We start from the raw sequence: 18,683 nt of genomic DNA, 5'->3' as shown, positions 1-18,683 counted from the left end.
CCATCATTGCAGGATGTCTGATAATTTTCTCATTGACGTAGTGTAACATCAAAAAAACACTGACACTAAGACAAGCCCGACACAGGGCGCGAAAAAGCACTAATGGCAAGCATTAATTTTATTGATTAAGTGTTCGCCCGCCATCCACTGCAATTACTTGCCCCGTTATGTATGTCGCACTTTGTGCCAGAAACAAAACCGTTTGTGCGATTTCGACTGGCATCCCTTCCCGCTTCAATGCCGTTCGCGAAATCAAGTCTTGTTGTGTCGCTTTATTTTGGTCCGTTTCTGGCCAAATAATAATGCCCGGTGCAACGGCATTGACTCGCACTTCTGGCCCTAGCTCCTGTGCTAAAGATTGCGTCAACATCACCAATCCGGCTTTCGCAGCACAATACACACTGTGCTTAGCTAGCGGGCGCTGCGCATGGATGTCCACCATATTGATAATACAGCCCTTGCTGGCCTTCAAATAAGGGGCCGCAGCTTGTGATAAAAACAACGGACCTTTCAAATTACTATCAAATAACTGTTCCCAGTCTTTCTCAGTGATACTACCCATCGGTGTCGGGTGGAAACTAGAGGCATTATTAACCAAAATATCCAAACCTCCGGTTAATAGAATCACTTCTGAAATCATATTGCGCAATGATTCCACACTTCCCAACTCGGCTTGGTAGCCCAAACATGACCCGGGACGGATGGCATTGAGCTCGCTAATAAGGTCTTCAGCAGCGGTTACAGATGTCGAGTAATGAATAACTACGCAAGCACCAGCCGTATGCAATGTACGGGCAATTTCAGCCCCAATACGCCGGGCACTCCCAGTAATTAAGGCTACTTTGGCTTTTAGGGGCTGTGTCGATTGATTCATATCCCTCTCTCCGGATTAGCGATTGCATAGTGTAACAATCCTGACCATCGATTTTGACAGAACCACCGCTATAACGATAGCGGTATCAGACTTTGAACTTATGCCCACAATGGCGACAACGCGCCCAAGGCTCCACTTTGCATGAATCCCAGTGAGGTGGCATATAACGGTTTAACTTAGGGCTATGACATTCCGGACAAATAACCCATTTATCATCCATACGCAGATTAAGGGCGTTTTCATCCGTTGAAGCCAGCAAGTCTTTATCTTTCAACTTGATACGCCATTCCGCACTACTGGGTACTGAGGGAGCCATTTCAACTCGGGAAGCATCTGGCACTGTCTCACTGTAACGCACAATGAGTTTTTGGCAACGTACCCGAAACGGCTCCAGAATATTAGCCTCATCCAGCTGTCCGCGAAACTCTCGAAGTAATGCAATAGATGGCAACTTTGGCTTATATCCGGGAGACATAAATGCAAACAAGTACATTTGATGTTTAACCCAAAGCAATATTGACTCATCATCCAAACAGAGTATTTCCTGTAATGCCAAAATGCGCATTAGAAAGACCTGATCAACCGCCGTTGCTTTAATCAGTGAACGTGATTCGAAAAAAGTCTCAAGCCGCGCCCAAGGGAATCCCCGTGTAATGGCGGTAATTGCCGAGATAAAGTTCGGATCAGGGGCGATATACGCTACTTTGTCGCCCGAGTGATTGTCCAGATGAAAGCCCAAATCGTTCTCCTTCACGGCTTAATTGTCCTACGTTACTACCATCAGGGTCCGCATACCTGACATCATTCAGTAACGATTCATATTGGACAATCTTAAGCCGATGTAGGACAGAGACAAGCCCCCCTCCAGATTACGGTACCGTTAAACTGACAATCGGAAAATCTGTAAAATTATGCGGCAAAAACAATACGTTCAACCGACGTATCAAAATCTTGCCGGATTAAGCCGTGTGTATTATCTGAAGTAAGGAGCGGCTCTTCAACCCTCCCCTATGTTTTGGCTAAAATGCCGCATACACAATAATCATCATAAAACTCACAAAACAGCCTTCCGTTAAATCCTCAAATACTGATATGGTTGCCGCAAAGCAAGCCAACCGCTGCTACACAGAGGAAGTTAAGATGTCAGACCCCATTATCGTTATCGGCGCAGGACAAGCCGCCGCCTCGTTCATCGCAAAACTGCGTTCGGAAGATTATCAGGGCGCGATTACTCTGATTGGAGATGAGCAACACCTCCCCTATCAACGACCTCCGCTTTCCAAAAAATACCTGTTGGGCGATATGGCCGTTGAGCGCTTAGCCCTGAGGCCACAAAGTTGGTACGAGGAAAATCATATAACGCTGAAAACAGGTGTTCGCGTTTCCCAAATTGATCGTGAAGCCAAAGCAGTCACGCTTGATGATGGGACTGTACTGAATTATAGCAAACTGATGATTACGACCGGCTCTACACCCTTTCGTCTACCTGCTGTCATTGGAGGCCACTTACCCGGCGTTTACACACTACGAAGCCTGCATGATATTGACCAAATGGCTTCTGAGTTTAAGGCAGGCCGTAAACTATTGATTGTCGGTGGTGGCTATATCGGGCTGGAAGCCGCAGCTGTGGCAGCGGGTTTAGGCTTAGAGGTCACCGTTGTGGAACTCGCTGAGCGCATTTTGCAACGCGTTGCTTCCCCAGCGACGTCTGATTATTTCCGTGCACTACACCAACAGCACGGCGTTACCATTATGGAAAGTACCGGCCTTGCATCACTACAAGAGTCAGATGGTCGTGTGAGTAAGGCCATTTTTAATGATGGCAGCGAATTGGCTGTGGACTTTGTGATTACCGGTATCGGCGTGTCACCAAATAGCCAGTTAGCAAAAGACGCTGGCTTAGTCATTGAGAATGGTATTGCAGTCGACTTGCAAAGCCGCACAAGCGATCCGGATATTTATGCTGCCGGGGATTGTGCCAGTTTTGACTATCACGACCAGCGGATTCGTTTAGAGTCAGTTCAAAATGCAGTCGACCAAGCTGAAAATGCGGCACTCAATATACTCGGTCAACCAGTATCTTATCAGCCAACCCCTTGGTTCTGGTCAGATCAGTATACTATAAAGCTACAAATTGCCGGCCTCAACCTTGGCTATACCGACACCGTTACCCGACCCGGAAAGCGTGAAGGTTCGCAGTCTATTTGGTACTACAAAGATGAGCAATTGCTAGCCGTTGATGCCATGAATGACCCTATTGCTTATACCATGGCTCGCAAAATTCTTGCCGCAGGCAACTCGATACCCAAATCGGCAGCGATAGATCCGGCTATTAACCTGAAAGACTTCACCTAACCCTCTACCTCGGAACCTCTAATGACAGGATTTGAGATCATCGCCGACATTTGGCCAATTTTACTATTCAGCCTGTTCGCTACCGGCATTATTGCTGGAATCATGGCAGGGCTACTGGGAGTTGGCGGCGGCATTGTGATAGTGCCCGTTTTATTCTGGATTCTTGGCTTGCTTAACTTCCCATCTGATGTCTCGATGCACATTGCCGTCGGGACCTCCTTAGCCATTATCATCCCGACCTCCCTCTCATCAATGCGCGCACACCATAAGCGCCAAAATGTAGATTGGACGTTAGTTAAGTCTTGGGGGCCTGCAATTGCCATGGGTGCGCTAACCGGTGGCATTGCCTCGAAATACGTCGATGGTGATGTGTTACGGCTGGTATTTGGGGTGGTTGCCTTGCTAGTTAGTGTCAATATGTTCCGCCCTCATACCATTAATATTGCTCCAAAACTACCCGATTCACTGAGCGTGCAACGAGCCATTGGGGCTATGATCGGCACCCTGTCAGCATTAATGGGAATTGGCGGTGGTACTTTAACGGTACCGACCATGGCATTGTTTAATTATGATATGCGCAAAGCCGTCGGTACGGCCTCTTCATTTGGCTTGGTAATTGCCCTACCGGCAACTATTGGATTTATCTGGGCTGGCTTAGGTGTTGAAAACCGCCCACCATTTAGCCTTGGTTATGTCAGCATTATTGCGGCTTGCTTGATTTTCCCAATTACCGTACTGACAGCTCCTTATGGTGCGAAATTGGCCCATCATATGAATCCGGTACGCCTAAAAAAGGTGTTCGCTTTATTCTTAGGCCTGACCTCAATTCGCATGCTCTGGAGTATCTGGGGATAGATTTAGTCTGGCTGCGGTCATATCTATTGCTCTACAGCCCTAACTCGCTGTACTTAACTGTTTTTAAAACGATACGGAGAATGATTTTAATGAAAGGCTTAATTACCACTGCACTTCTGAGCGCTTGTTTATTGAGTAGTAACGCATTTTCAGCGGATTATACCGTCGGCGATCTGGTTATTAAGGACCCTTATGCCCGCGCCACAGCACCAATGGCACCTGTCGCAGGTGGGTTCATGACTATCACCAATAATGGTAAAGAGGCCGATAAGTTAATCGGTGGCAAAGTCGCATTCTCTCAACTGGTAGAAGTTCACCAGATGTCAATGGACGACGGCGTAATGAAGATGAGTCAGGTTGATGGCGGCTTGGAGATTCCGGCTGGCGAAACGGTTGAACTGAAGCCAGGTGGCTATCACCTAATGTTTATTGGCCTAATGGAACAGTTAAAGCCAGAAGAACAGCGTAAGGGCACCGTTATTTTCGAGAAGGCCGGAGAGCTTGAAGTGGAATATAACATAGTCGATATTACCAAAATGATGGAACACTCATCAATGGACCATGACAAAATGGATCACTCCAAAATGGACGGATCTAAGATGGCTGATGATATGAAAATGGATCACTCAAAGATGGGTAGTGATGCGAAAGAGCCAGCTGCAGCTGAGTAAATAATCTGCAGTAGCCAAAATACACACGGCGCTGAACTTATCAGCGCCGTGTGCGGTATTGACATCTGAATTTTAATTAATCAATACGAACCCCAAACACCAGTGTTACCGACTCACCAGACTCTACAACCCCAGCGTTACCAATAATCAGACCTGAACCACCTTCACTTGGTTCTTGAATAATAGTTCCACTAGGTATAGACATGCTAGGTAAATTACCAGCCTTGGAGTGACCAGTAAATTCAGGTATTGAGTCGTTTATCCGAACGTTGTGAGAAGCTTCCGCACTCGCATTGGTCGCCGTCAACTGGTATAACACGCAAGTTCCAGGCTGAGCCCCAAAGGCATCAAGACCATAACTTTTTCCCGGATCAACAGCACCGTCACAATTGATATCTGGTGCCTGCAGTTTCACAATTTTCATGTTGCTTTTGGCAACAATCGTCATGTCCTGAACGCTTACCGGCACAACAACTGAGCTACCTGCATCGGTAGTGCCAGAAGCAGAGATATCAGTAATATTCGTTGTGTTATACGGCGTATTAGCTGGAGCAAAGACTTTTGCAAATATCAGCATGCTTTTGCTTGGATCAAGGCTATAAGTACCAACTGGCTTATCGTCTGCATCCAGCTTTCCATTATCATTAGTATCTTCATACAGTACTGAAGTCCAGCCTTCCGTCTCTAGTGAGTCGACACTATTAAAAGTGATACCAGTAAAAGCGGTATTACCCGGATTATTGAGTTGATGCGTGTAAATCACACTATTGCCCGGCTCTACCTGTGAACGATGATTTGGCTCTAAAACCAACTGATGATCCGCAGTCATGTACACACTGTCATGCTTAATATCCTGAGCGTCTGTTAAAGCAGATAACGCCCGGAAGTAAATACTAACCTCGGTATTGCTGAAAGCAGTATCTGTTGGCAAAGTGATTTTTGCACAGACTAGTTTGTTACCACCACCCGCAATCGTAGCGGTGTTGCTGATAACAGGGCCTAATGTAGAGCAGTTTCCAGCGCCAGCATCGGCATGGAATGCGACTCTCCAGTTAGCAGGTACGGTGCCTGGCGCATAGGCTGGCGTTACTGTGCTACTAAAGGTCAGGTCAAAGCTATCAGCAATAGTACTCGTATTATTTACATATAAAACAAATACACCTGAGCCACCTGGCGCAATAATCAGCTTGCTCTGTGCATCTGTCTCAGGACCAATCCCTTCACCTTTAGCACCATCACCATTTAAAGGCGCTACGTTAGTTAGATTTACACTACTACCTACAATGGTACCCAAGCGGTCAGTGACCGAGTCACTAACGTTAGGATCAAGTGCTGATGTAGCCGTTTTAGTGATGCTGTAGCCGTTACCACTATTATCTCCGGTACTTGCCGTCATCGGCAAAGTCGCTTTTAGTACCACAACAAAGTTGGTATTCGGATCCAAAGGACCGGTATCCACAACACTGGAGTTGTCAGTATCCAGCAATGGGGTAAAACCATCACTATGATATAAGGCAAATGTTGTCCCTTCAGGAAAGCTCATACCATCTACATAAGTTTCATCCATCGAAATATCAAATGTATCAATGCTGTTACCTAAGTTCCAAATCACATTCTCAAATGCAACTGTCGCGCCTAAGCCAGCCGATGCAACGTCTACAATATCATCTGCTGATGCACTATCAGTCGCTGAAGCATTAGCAATGACCAAAGATTGAGCGAGTACTTGTAATGGAACTTGGTTGGTGTTCTGCTCGGGAATATCGATGTCACTGTTGTTGTAAGAGAATTGACCCGTGTTTAATAAGACAGAAGCATTCTGCCCGGCAGCAATTTTGACTTGGAAACTAATCGTTCCGCTATCGCCTGGAACCACTGATGCGACAACCGCAGTCACCTGACTCGCACCTGCTGGACAGGCTGAATCATAGGCACAATAAGAAACCGTTTGTGTTGTACCCTGTGAGTCAACCCCATCATCCGTTAGCGGCGTACCTGCTCCAGTAACACTCCATTCACCACTACCTGCAACATAAACCAAGCCATCCGGCAATTCATCAATCAGCGTTACATTTTTCGCCTCAGTCGTGCTTGGGTTGTTATAAGTCAGCGTTACAGTATAAGTGTCGGTATCCGCATAACCACTCTCAGCACTCATGCTTTTAGTCACTTCGATAACGGCTTTATCCGTTATGACAACCGTGTCGGTATTGGTCTTCGTTACACCACCTGGAAATTCGCTAGTACCCGTTACAGTGAGTTTAGCTGTGTGAGCCTCCGTTTGAGCCAATGGCGCGGTTGCCTTAACGACAAAGTAAAATGCCTCATCAGCAGCCAGTGTTCCTGTATTCGTAATCGGCGTCAGATTATCCGCGATACCATCCTGATTTTGGTCAGCATATATGGTGATATCGGTGAAGTCAAAGTTATCAGCGCCAAGGTTCGCAACACTTAAAACAAAGCTATCTTCACCATTACCCGTGTTAGTCAACACGTGTGGGAATGTCGTTTGTTGTCCAGCAATTCCAAATCGGGATTGAAGATCCTGAGTCAGCTCAAACGCACTAACCTGCTGGATCACCGTTTCAACTAAGTTAGACGTCGCTGTTTGTTGTATACCGGCGGAATCTTTATACGTTGCCGTCGCCTGGTTTTTGATAATGGTACCTGCAGCTGGCGCTTTTGCAGCGACCGAGCCTGACACAAGCATCAGAAAAACCATTACATAATTAATTAGATGATGACTTTTTTTATTTTTAATCATTATTGTACAAGCCTGTTTTTATATCGCAGTTTGCGAATATCCCCATATTCGTCGAATACGCAGTGCCGTTATAACGACACTGCGCAAGCTTTAAGCACTTACTTAACCGGTGTTGGTGCTACAAATGCTGTCGACTTCGGCTGAATCGCTAAACTTAGCGGACGACCATTGGCATCTAGCAACATCAACTCAACACGTCGGTTGATAGTACGCTCCTGAACCGACTCACCAAGAATTGGTAATTCCTCACCCAAAGGCGACATTAGGATACGCTCACGCTGCAAACCTTTGCTTAACAAGTACTCTAGGACAGTCGCCTGACGACGCAGCGCAAGGTCCCGGTTGTATTTAGCCGATCCTTTACTATCGGTAAATGCCTGAATACTGATCTTAAGCGTTGAATGTTTGTTCAGTGCCAGTAAGTCACGATCCAGTCGGGCTGTTTCGCTAGCCGTTAATGAGGCAAGGTCGTAACCGAAGTAAACCGCAGGCTCCCAAACAACACCAGGCATCGGCTGTTGAACCAAGCGTGTCTTATAAACAGTGGTTGGCTTCTCAACCACTTTGACACGATCCACATACTTGATCGTTTCAACTGGCTTGATTTTCTCAACCACTTTAATTTTCTCGACAATGCGCTCTTTTTCTACAATGCGTTCTTTCTCAACCACTTCCTTAACAATCTTGATGCGCTCAACCTGCTCTGGTTTTGGCAGTTCACAAACAGCATCGTACTGTGCATAGAGATCATCAGTAGTTGCACAGCCTCCCAACGCACCAAAGAGACTGATTATGCTAATAACTGGTACGATTCGCTGAACCAACTTTTTATATTTCATTATTATTCTCCGGTCAGCCAGTTCAGGCTTTTCTCATCAAATTTATATTGCAGCCCCATGTAGAACCCTTTGTCGTTATAGTTTTCGGGATCTAAATCGTCATCATTGAAGCCGTTCAAGTTATAGCCAATACCAAGGCGTAGGTTTTCTTTAACCAGGTAGTTAACACCCGCACCAAATGAGTAGTTCTTCTCATTAAAGCCATCAGTTCCTAATACACCACCGCGAACATCGACATCGAAACGTCGGTTAATGTCCCAGGTAATACGGCCATCTAGTAGTGCTGCGTTACTGTCATTACCCTCACAATCTTCGTGCTTAGCACCTGCACGCGCCGAGATCAGCACATCTTGGTTAAACTCATAGTTTTGATGAGTTGATAAGATATGCGTACTGCAATCTCCATTGTCATCACCGCGAGTCTCCTTATTCTGGTAGAAGAATAATCCATGATGCTTATTTTCACGTCTTGGGCGGTAAGCCAGACCCAAAGTCAGCGTGTTTTGAACAAAGTCTTCATCATCATCTGGCGCATCAAAGCGTAGTGTGTTTTTCAGCAGCACACTCCAGTCCTGATCTAAACGTCGGGCATAGTCCGCCTGCACACCATAGTAATCACGGTTATCATCATGACGCGTTTCAAATCGAATGGATGACACCTGATTTGGGCTACGCGTGTCTTTAAAGGCAACTGATGTTGAGATTGAATCGCTATCACCACCTTCAATGTTATTAACCAATTCCAAGTGTGGTGAGAAAGACAAGCCTTTGGTTAACTCGTAAGTACCACGAACACCCGATGCTGTTTCCATATCGCGTCCATCAATACCGCCACGAACACGGTACTCTGAGAACAACTCAGTGGATGGCAAGATATTAGACTTCACACCAATAGCAATCGTATCCTGCGTGTCGCTTGAAGAAGACAAGCCACTGACACCTGACAGGCTATTAATCCGCTCGCCACGTGCATACAACTTCACCTTCTCGTGCACTTGCAGGTCGGCAGTTAAGGCGATCCGCTGACGATCACTTCCACCAATTGCTTGCTCATACTCAGCCTCAAGGCTTCCGGTACGACCAAGAATATCCAGCGCATGCTTAGCACCCACGATAAAGGTCTGGAAGCTCTCGCTCTCAAGCTCGTTATCATGTTCGATATGACGGAAACCGCCCTTTAATGTCCAGTCTTCTACTTTGACATCTGCAGTTAAACCAACACTCTGTTCTTTAGCACCAGTCTCCAGGTCCTTACTGTGAATCGCCTCAATCTGTGCCTTTATACCGTCATAAACCGATTGCTCATGCTTGATCCGTAGCTCTTCACGGCCTGCAGAGATACCAGCACCAAGATGATCAAAGCCGGTGGTTGCACGACCTAGAGTAATCGATGTGGTTGATTTATCATTCCAGTCTTTCGACAAGTGTAAACGTCCACCTATACCACTCTCTGAACCAGACTCACGTGGGCTTAGCTGTGCGATACTTCCCTGAGCACTCAGACCATCATCGTCTTTGTACTGCAAAGTCGCGCCGTAAATTTCAAAACCATCACTTTCATTTTGATCAACTGTATAGCTCAAACCAACTTTGAAACCTGGCTTAACCTCATGAGTGACTCGTGCCCCAGCGATTGTGTAGTTTTCGCCATCGCTCTCTACATCGTAGGTTGCTTGGATATAAACTGGGTTTAACTCATCATCAACCGTTGGAACCACCTCATTAAAGCTCAACTCACCCGTTACATCATCCAAGGTGTAGTCACCAAAGCGGCTTAGTTGCTTTGTACTCACCACAACACCAGGGTTATCACGAGAGACTGTAATGATCTCCAAGGTGTCGCTGTTAGTGACGATTGGTGCATTCGCTAACTGGTAGTTCAGTGCCACACCGCGACCGCGAATACGCTCAACAATGTTGTTCTCATCCAATTCAGAAACAAAGAACTGCCATTCGTTCGGACCACCTTTGGTAATCAGGTTGGCACCCGTCAAGCTGCGCTGTACACGTGTTACATCTTCATTGAAGGTACTACCATCAGTGATGAAGTCACCCCACATAATGCTATCGTTATCTTTTTCCAGCTTGGCGTAAACCGGGCTACGGCTTTGTGCTTCATAGCCACGTTGTGAGCTATCACCATGAATCGGGTAAGATTTATTCGGGTCGATATCACGGAACAAGGTCGCATCGCTCTCTTTATCCGTATCAACTGACATCGTCAGGTGCATATCTTCGCCAACACGACCTTTCAGGAAGAAAGCTGCTCGTGCATTGAGCTCATTCTCATTCAATAAGTCAGGAGAACTCTCTCCGCGCTTAAAGATATGACCGCCTACTTCAACCACACCAACTGCAATTAATGGGCGCAACGGTGCAATCTGAGTCACTTCCATTTCATCGCGCATTGAGCCATCAGAAATTCGTACCCGAATCTTGCCACTACGCTCTGAGCTACGCAGGTTCACGGTCCGTAAACCATTGACCACACGTACCTGACGCCCTTGCGACTGATCCTGTACATCACGCTCAACCCAAGTACCATCACTTGCTTCGATCGTGACGAAGTTCACGCCACGTGCCAGATAGCCATTGCCATCCAGCAACTTAATGGTGATCGGTAAGTAAGAGCGACCACCATCTGCTGGCAACTGGTCGCTATCAGTTTCGATATACAACTTTGCTGCGGATGTTGGACGGGTAAACTCGCCCTCAGCCAGTACTCGCGTGTTACCAAACATATCTTTAGCAACAACTTCTAGCTTGTTCTTTCCTGGTTGCAGCTGGATACCATACCAAGCAACAACCTGAGCTGACTCACGGATATTCTCGATTTGCTCACCCAGTTGTGACTGTGGCATTGGCTTGCCGTTAACCATTAGAGTCGGCGTTAAACCTTTACGCACTGAGACCATGAAACGACCATCTAGGCTCACATTGTCTGTTGGCCACAACCATGTTCCTGCTTTGGCTTGCGCCTTAGTTAGTGTTTTAACAACCTTTTTAGCCAGTGGCATCGTTTCTAAACCACGAGGCGTTTCCAGCTGATCAGCAACTTCATCACTCAAGCGTTCGTAAATGGTTGCAACAATCTCTGAATCAACAAACTTTTGCTGACGCTGACGTGCGGTCATCGCTTTCTTGTCCAGCTCAAAACCAAAGCGTACTGTGAAGAAATCACCCATCTGATAAACAAAGGACTCTTTAGCCGTCACTTCTGGCAACTGCTCAAGCGCTTTCTCAGCGGCTTCCTCTGTATTGAACTGACTCAGTTGAACAGAATAGCCTGTCGTAACTGTCGGCTTAGTGTTGTTACGGCCCGCAGACTGCTGAGTAAGCTGACTTTCACCAACCACACCACTCGAGATGTCACCGCTGCTATCACTTTTTTGACGTAAGTCGTCATTTGTTTGTACTTTATCCGGATCATATTTCTGTGCATTTTGCAGCATCCAGTCAGTCTGACCGGCATTACGCGCCATAATTTCTGCATGGATTTCTTGCTTATTTTCTTTAGGGCAAATCGCGGCAAAGTCTGCACGGTGGAACTCACCTGAAGTCAGATCAACCAAGCGACTCTCTGGGTCAGCCATCTGGCGATTGTCTGTCGGTTTAAACTGAATACCCTTAGGTAGCGTAAACGGATCCATCTTAATGACGTGGTTACCTGGCTCAATTCCGTACAGGCTGTACTGGCCATTGGCATCAGTAATGACCCAGGTGCCATCTTCCATGTACAACTTAACGCCAGCGATTGGCCACTCTCCACCGTTTTGGACATTGTTGCAGTCAGCATCGACATACACTTTACCAAACACAATGCCGTTATCAGCCAGTACACCATCACGCTGAATCAGTACTTTTGCACGTGACTCATTCGACTCGATCGGAAAGCTGGTTTCAGTACGACCATCAGCCTGTACTACATTGATACCATCACTACTGACCGCACCCGCTGTAGTACGAACTCGATACGTTAATGTGTGTTCAATAGAATCCAGCACTCCATCAGCTTCACCGCTGACAAATGGCAAGTTAGAGAACACTAAGTTCGGACGTGGCGCACCAGCCGGATCATCGATCTTCACACCATCAAGCTCAGCAGTGCCATCAACATAGTTAAAACCACGAGGCAAGCTATCGCGTACTTTAATGTTATATAAGGTATTTCCAGAATGATTCTTAATCTTTACCGTGTAAGCAATCGATCCACCAATGCTTACTTCTGCAAGAGAAGCTGTCTTATACACAGACAAGTCAGTATTCATTTCAGGATCTAACGGGATATCAACAACCAGAAGTGATGCAAGGTCGAAAATACCGCTATTTAAAACTTGCTCGTAACCATCTTTACCGTAGGAATACTCATTGACGGTGTACTGAATAAAGTTACCGCTAGCTACAACACTTGGAAATGAGTATTGCGCGGGTGGGTTAACATCTAAGTAGTACTGCCCTGGCACCAAATATGGGAACTGGTACTTACCGTCATCTCCAGTAACTTGTGCTTCATAAGGAGCATCAGTTAAAGGATCTGTTGCAATACTTCCATCAGCATTACGAATCCAAACGGTTGCACCCTCAACAGGATTTCCGTAAGCCGAGTCAAAGACGACTCCTAACGGATCAATCAAAGCGGCATCTTCCAGAACTCGTCCAACGCCAGGATCATCAGCCGTTACAGTCAGATTGCTATCAGCAGCACCATTTAATACACAGCCAGAATCAGCTGCACTAAATTGTGGAGTCGTTGCACTGCTGGGGCAAAAGCGATTGTTAGCTGCCTCTGTCGCACTTAAACGAATAGGGTGCAAACTGCGGAAAATACCAGTATTAGGGCCAGTCTCTAATAAGCTAACTTGCAGTTTATCGCCAGTGCCTGATGATACAGTTACTACGATCAACTCAGCAGTATCTATATCATCATTGAAACCACTTGAACTTAGCTCAATATATACGCCATCACGTATCACATCGTAGCTATCGCTATCTAAACGATAAATTGAAGCATCTTCAAAATCACTATCACTATAGAAGTCAGGCTCACCACCACTTTGGGTAATGTCGCGCTTGATATCCAGCGTCGGGGTCAAAAAGCGAATTTTGGCTATGTTAGTGACGTCAGGCTGTCCGCCTTGATCTGAACGAGTATTACCAGGCTCAATCGTGGCACACACCCGGTTACTAGAAAACTCTGCAACGCCACCCTCATCAAGATCAAAGTGGGCTTGGTTGTAGACCGTAGATGCGGTCACATTAGGATTAATAGTCACTTCGAACTGTAACTGACCACTTTCATTCGGCTCTATTTGTGCCGCCGGTATATATAGACCAACTTTAGAAATGACTTCAACACCATCCCAAGTTGAAAAACGAATCCAACGGTTAGTATCTTCGTCGGCTTTCAACTGAACCGTCGTGATACTCTGGTTAGGCGCGTTGACTGGGATTGTTGCTTTATCGAGTGAAACATTAGGTGGCAATACATCTTCCAGCATTACACCAGTGATTGACTCACCATCAATACTAAACTCTCGGGTTTGTGGCGCGGCACTTCCGATGTTACTAAAGTTGATGTAGTACCTGATTGGTTGCTCAGCTTTTACTGGCACACCACAGATTGGAGTGGATGATTTATTAATGGTTAACACTGCCCCAGTGATCAGATCAACCAAGTCATCATTGACCCAATCCTCAGGCAAAGCATTTTCATTGATAGCCGCACTAAACTGCACTGATTCAACACGATCTTTTGTCGTATCGACTTTATCAACACCCTGCACTATCTGATCATACTGGGTAGGAAACACCCTAACATTTAGGCCATATGTATTGCCATCTTGGCCATTGTTCGGGGTAATACCTGTCGCTACAAATTCAACAACCGCGTCAGGCTCAAGTCTTGGTATCTCATAACAACTAACACCCTCTTCGCTTGGCAGGCACGCAACAGCCGGCCACTCAACCTCACCTGGGTCAGCTGCACCATTTCCATTGTTATCTTTAAATAAACGAAGGCTACCCAAGCTACCGGAGTCATCAGTATTATCACGGATACGCAGTTCGTAGGAAGAAGCCACATTACCCGTATTTGTTAAGCGATGAGGTAAGGTAACAGTCTTACCTGCAGCTGAATGACGAATATTATCGCTTTCGAGCAACAGAGAAAACTGCTGTGCAACCACAACAGTAGAAACATTAGAGAAAGCATGTTTAACCAAACCATCTTCAGTGTCAAACCAGCTAATTTCCGCCTGATTGGTAATGGTAACTCCTGCCTTTGTTTTGGCAAATGCCAAAGAAGAGCTGAGTACCAAGTACAACATTATCAAGCTGATAACTTTAATCCCTAAACCTTCAGATTTTCTCATTATTGCTACCACTTATTATTATATTTATTGCTCAGGGAAATGTTTTCACAGAGGGGGTGGGTAGCTTATTAACAAGCTACCAAGGCTACTGCATCACCATCGATTAATTATTATTTTTAAAATAAACGTATGGACAGTATCTTCCTGAATTTCTGAATATTCCCGGCTCTGCAGAAATATTCAGAAATCCTCTCACCTAAAGAGGCGAGAGGAAGTCATCTTACTTGTTACTGAACTCTAACCGTGAACTGACCAGTTGCAGTTTCACCGGAGACTAACTGACCTCCGTTTGGTATAAACTGCACAACACCAGTGCCTACATCCATTGTTGCATTTGTAGCGGTTGTAGCATCTGGAGCACAGCCATTACCGTGACAGAACTTAAGAGCACTTACAGTTCCTGGTACACCACCAACGAAGTATGTAGGAATCAGGTCGGTAAACGCAGGTGCGGCATCCGACATGACAACGTTACTAACTGTTGCGTTACCTTCATTAGTTGCATGCAACTGCCATGTAACACAATCACCTGGTTCAACCGTCGTTGTTTGATTAGTAGAGAAACCAGTCTCTAAGCTGCCATCACAATCTTCATCGATTGCAGCCGTTTTTTCCAGACGAACTTGACCAAGAATTACATTGGTTTGATCCTCAGCGGTATCCAGAGTAGCACCCAAGCCTGTTGGAGTGTCGATAGTTGCATCTGCAACTGTAATGGTTGAGAGATCAACTGTGCCCAATGGCGCGTTAGATGGTGCATTAACGGTTGTGCTCATTGCTACATCTACACCGGCTGGTAGTAATAGTTCAATAACTCCATCGCCGTCAGTATCCGTTACCAGAATATCTACAAATGTTGGTGTGCCATCAGGGTTCGGCGCTTGAATGGTTTGACCAATCAAAGTATTTGAGGCTGCATCCGGAATTCCATCACCATCTGTATCAATGTTAATAACCGTTGTCCAACCACTATCGGTTTCGCTATTAGCCACTGCTAACTCTACTTTCTCGGTGAGGTTACCATTATTTTCTAACAGGTGAGTATAATCTACCGTACCACCTGGTTGAATCTGGTTCTGACCATTTGGAGTGATTACCACTTCACGCATAGGGGCAACATCAATCGCATTACGGACAGTATCTTCAAGGCCAGGAGTTCCAGTTGACGCCGCAATAAAGTCAATGAAGTAATCTTTATCGCCATCACCACCAGTCAGAACTTGACTGCCATTATTTATGTCATCATAACCATCAACAGCATCATCACCAATCACTTGACCCTTTTGATCAGAATCGCTTTTCGCTAATGCAGGATCAGCTGAGATAGTAACAACTGCTTGATATTCATAATCCTCCGCACCAGGAATTAAAGGCGTTGTAGTAATAACATTACCTGTTAGCTTGTCTTTGTAAACAACACTCCATCCCGCTGGAATATTCTCAGCTGATAACAGATAAGAATCCGAGCTACCTGACTCATTAGCTAGTTTTAAGTCGTAGACAACAGTACCACCAACAACAGCATCAGCTATCACTGCTGGACCATCTTCCTGAGCATTCACAGAACCATCATCGTTAAATCCAGCCGCAAGATCTGCGCCTTGATCAGCAACAGTGTTCGCAATATCAACGGCTGCTGCAGTGATAGAGCCTAACTTGAGGTTTGTAACATCGTTGTCATCGGCAGCAATCGCATCTTTACCCTCATTAGCAGAGGTAGCTGTCAAAATCGCGTTGTATCCACCAGCTGGAGGAGTAACTGGATCTGCATCTGCTACGCCTGAAGGAAGCTTAGCTTTGATTAATATGGTTTCTTTTCCGCCAATAGCCAAAACACCAGTATCCGGAATACCGTCATTGTCAGTATCAGTTACCTGTACTGTGCCGGTTGCGTCCCAGAACGTAAACACAGTGCCGCTAGGGAAGTCTGTATTAGTAACTTCAAGATTGAAGACATCATCACCATTACCTTCGTTGGAAATGACATGAGTATAAAGCACTTCCGCACCTGTTGGGACAGAAGCGACATACTGTGTATCATCAGTAGTGGCAACGCTGTCATCAACACCATTATTAGCATCAATGCCAGTACTAGCAGTTCCAGTTCCGCGTCCATCATCGTTTGCGTCAACAGCATAATACTGTGGTAACACGTCATGAGTTGTATTAGACGAAACTTCTAAAGTTGCAGGAGCGCCTGGTGTTGTATCAGGATTGTCATGAGTAGCGACAAAGGTGTTATCAATATCAGCACCTGCAACCCAGCCTGCAGTATATTTAACAGTATACGTAACAGAGACTGTAGTGTTTGGTGGAAGCGAAACGTCTGTAGCAACAATCGCAGCAAGCGTATCTGTCGCGACACCATTATCGTTTAGGTCAGTACCGGCTTCATCATAGGCTGCATCATGAGTACCAACTGAGTCGCCAGTGTTTACTAAACCGTTTGTTTCATCAACTTGTACAAAAGTCATCTGCGCAAGAGTGCCAGCACCATCGGTATCAACTGTTGGCAAAGCATCCAGAATATTAACGTTAGTTGCTGCACTACCACCGTTATTCTTAACGGTCAGTGTATAAGTAATTTCATTGGTTGCTGGGTTATGAACTGATTGTTTACCCAAAACTAGAACAGGATCAGTAGTAACAGTCGCAGAATCAGTAACAGTTCCCGTTGCATCAGTTGGAGTGGTAACATCAACTACATCACCATTTGCAGTTGTCACATCCAGATCAGCAGTAAGCACGTCGCCACTAACTGCAGTTACAGGAATTGGCATTGCAACCACAAGATTAACTTGCTCACCGGCCGGAATAGTGATGGTGCCGCCCGCAGGGATTGATGGCTCACCAGGATCAGGCTGACCATTACTGTTCAGGTCGTTATAAACAACAACGCCAGCGACAACAGTATCTGTATTAATGGTGTAAGTGTCCGCTGAGTTACCAGTATTAGTCAGAACATGTGGAAAATATACTGTCTGTCCCGGAGCTGCTGCTAGCGCTTTATCGTTCTCAACCGTAGCGCTATAAACCTCTGCTACTGTTACGAAGGCTTCGTTGGATTGTGCTGAGTACTTATTACCATTTGCATCTTCATAGGTAACCGTCGCAAGGTTTTTGATGATCGTGCCAGCTGCGGTGGCAGCCACTGCCTGCGCGCCAAATCCAGCCATTGCGCCTGCTGCCAGTGATGCAGCAATCCAACGGGCAAGAGGTTTCTGTTGATTATTTTTTCTCATTGATTTTCTCTTTATCGATTATAATTTTTAAGAAACTTTTGGGGCTATTCAGGCAGACACATAGATCAAACCACTAACCCCTGGAACACTCACTCAAGCTCAACTTATTTTTATAATTAGCGTCTTGCACGAATGACCCAAGTTGATGGTCTTACTTAACTTTTACACGGTATGCATAAAGCTGGTTACCATTTGGTCCAATTGGCTGCTTCACATTCCAACGTACATTGGTATATTTTTCAGCAGGGATAGTAACCGTCTTCATTTGACCATTTGGCATTTTCATTTGACGACGAACTGGCTCTCTCTCGAAAGTCGCCCCACCATCAATACTCACCAGCAGATCAGAAGCAATCGCAGTATTTGCGCTATTTGCAACGTAGCTTGTGTTTGCTGGAATTGGTCCGCTAACAACTAAACCTTGCAGTGGCTTACGCATCTGATTGACATAAGACAGATTATATTCGATAACCTGACCAGGCTCAGTTTGCTTAGCCGGTTGGCGATACTCTTTGCCTTGTGCGTTAGTTTTCACCAAGTAGGCTTGCATGCTACTAACCAGTGTAGGCTTATCTTTTGCTACAACTGATACCGTGATAGCTGCAGAGATTGCCGCCAACCCGCACAGTAATGCTACTTTCTTCATCATATCTAACCCCAACGTTATATTTATTTTTAAATGAGTGACTGAGCCCAAAGAACGTATCTACTA

10 protein-coding genes are annotated in these 18,683 nt (G+C 45.7%); 3 read left to right on the top strand and 7 right to left on the bottom strand.

All coding sequences use genetic code 11. From position 1 onward, the window contains the following. Positions 1-118: 118 nt before the first annotated feature. Both LEUMU_RS0102440 and LEUMU_RS0102435 read right to left on the bottom strand, forming a co-directional pair. Positions 119-874 (bottom strand): pteridine reductase, encoded by a 756-nt coding sequence (locus LEUMU_RS0102440; protein ID WP_022950693.1) that lies wholly within the window; start codon positions 872-874, stop codon positions 119-121. An 85-nt stretch (positions 875-959) separates the two neighbouring features. After that, entirely contained in the window at positions 960-1,628 is a 669-nt protein-coding gene (locus LEUMU_RS0102435; protein WP_157474232.1) for a hypothetical protein, read from the bottom strand. A gap of 386 nt (positions 1,629-2,014) precedes the next feature. On the opposite strand from LEUMU_RS0102435, the gene LEUMU_RS0102430 reads away from it, so the two are divergent. The 3 genes from LEUMU_RS0102430 to LEUMU_RS24310 all read left to right on the top strand — a co-directional run bounded on the left by LEUMU_RS0102430 (position 2,015) and on the right by LEUMU_RS24310 (position 4,755). Then, a complete protein-coding gene (locus LEUMU_RS0102430; protein ID WP_022950691.1) occupies positions 2,015-3,229 on the top strand; it encodes an NAD(P)/FAD-dependent oxidoreductase in 1,215 nt (404 codons plus the stop codon). Between the two features lie 21 nt (positions 3,230-3,250). After that, a complete protein-coding gene (locus LEUMU_RS0102425; protein ID WP_022950690.1) occupies positions 3,251-4,084 on the top strand; it encodes a sulfite exporter TauE/SafE family protein in 834 nt (277 codons plus the stop codon). 89 nt (positions 4,085-4,173) lie between these two features. Continuing rightward, entirely contained in the window at positions 4,174-4,755 is a 582-nt protein-coding gene (locus LEUMU_RS24310) for a copper chaperone PCu(A)C (protein ID WP_084708013.1), read from the top strand. A 76-nt stretch (positions 4,756-4,831) separates the two neighbouring features. Here the strand turns inward: LEUMU_RS24310 and LEUMU_RS0102415 are convergent, their stop codons facing one another. The 5 genes from LEUMU_RS0102415 to LEUMU_RS0102395 all read right to left on the bottom strand — a co-directional run bounded on the left by LEUMU_RS0102415 (position 4,832) and on the right by LEUMU_RS0102395 (position 18,620). After that, positions 4,832-7,465 carry a COG1361 family protein gene (locus LEUMU_RS0102415; protein WP_169446348.1) on the bottom strand — a complete coding sequence of 878 codons (2,634 nt, stop codon included), beginning with the start codon at positions 7,463-7,465 and terminating at the stop codon, positions 4,832-4,834. 152 nt (positions 7,466-7,617) lie between these two features. After that, a complete protein-coding gene (locus LEUMU_RS27720) occupies positions 7,618-8,358 on the bottom strand; it encodes an OmpA family protein (protein ID WP_022950687.1) in 741 nt (246 codons plus the stop codon). A 2-nt stretch (positions 8,359-8,360) separates the two neighbouring features. After that, complete coding sequence (locus tag LEUMU_RS27715; RefSeq protein ID WP_022950686.1) at positions 8,361-14,729, bottom strand: DUF11 domain-containing protein; 6,369 nt, start codon at positions 14,727-14,729, stop codon at positions 8,361-8,363. Between the two features lie 227 nt (positions 14,730-14,956). Continuing rightward, complete coding sequence (locus tag LEUMU_RS0102400) at positions 14,957-17,971, bottom strand: beta strand repeat-containing protein (protein WP_022950685.1); 3,015 nt, start codon at positions 17,969-17,971, stop codon at positions 14,957-14,959. 151 nt (positions 17,972-18,122) lie between these two features. Beyond that, the gene (locus tag LEUMU_RS0102395; protein ID WP_022950684.1) at positions 18,123-18,620 is read right to left on the bottom strand and encodes a DUF11 domain-containing protein; all 498 of its coding nucleotides are present in this window, start codon (positions 18,618-18,620) and stop codon (positions 18,123-18,125) included. Positions 18,621-18,683 lie beyond the last annotated feature (63 nt).

The sequence above is a fragment of the Leucothrix mucor DSM 2157 genome (assembly GCF_000419525.1).
Taxonomy (GTDB): Bacteria; Pseudomonadota; Gammaproteobacteria; order Thiotrichales; family Thiotrichaceae; genus Leucothrix; species Leucothrix mucor.
This window is presented reverse-complemented; position numbering and strand designations above follow the sequence as displayed.

Excerpts from the sequence above, each read along its gene's own strand:
- LEUMU_RS0102440 (WP_022950693.1), bottom strand. The coding sequence starts at position 874 with ATGAATCAATCGACACAGCCCCTAAAAGCCAAAGTAGCCTTAATTACT.
- LEUMU_RS0102395 (WP_022950684.1), bottom strand. The coding sequence starts at position 18,620 with ATGATGAAGAAAGTAGCATTACTGTGCGGGTTGGCGGCAATCTCTGCA.
- LEUMU_RS27720 (WP_022950687.1), bottom strand. The coding sequence starts at position 8,358 with ATGAAATATAAAAAGTTGGTTCAGCGAATCGTACCAGTTATTAGCATA.
- LEUMU_RS0102415 (WP_169446348.1), bottom strand. The coding sequence starts at position 7,465 with ATGCTTGTGTCAGGCTCGGTCGCTGCAAAAGCGCCAGCTGCAGGTACC.
- LEUMU_RS24310 (WP_084708013.1), top strand. The coding sequence starts at position 4,174 with ATGAAAGGCTTAATTACCACTGCACTTCTGAGCGCTTGTTTATTGAGT.
- LEUMU_RS0102425 (WP_022950690.1), top strand. The coding sequence starts at position 3,251 with ATGACAGGATTTGAGATCATCGCCGACATTTGGCCAATTTTACTATTC.
- LEUMU_RS0102430 (WP_022950691.1), top strand. The coding sequence starts at position 2,015 with ATGTCAGACCCCATTATCGTTATCGGCGCAGGACAAGCCGCCGCCTCG.
- LEUMU_RS0102400 (WP_022950685.1), bottom strand. The coding sequence starts at position 17,971 with ATGAGAAAAAATAATCAACAGAAACCTCTTGCCCGTTGGATTGCTGCA.
- LEUMU_RS27715 (WP_022950686.1), bottom strand. The coding sequence starts at position 14,729 with ATGAGAAAATCTGAAGGTTTAGGGATTAAAGTTATCAGCTTGATAATG.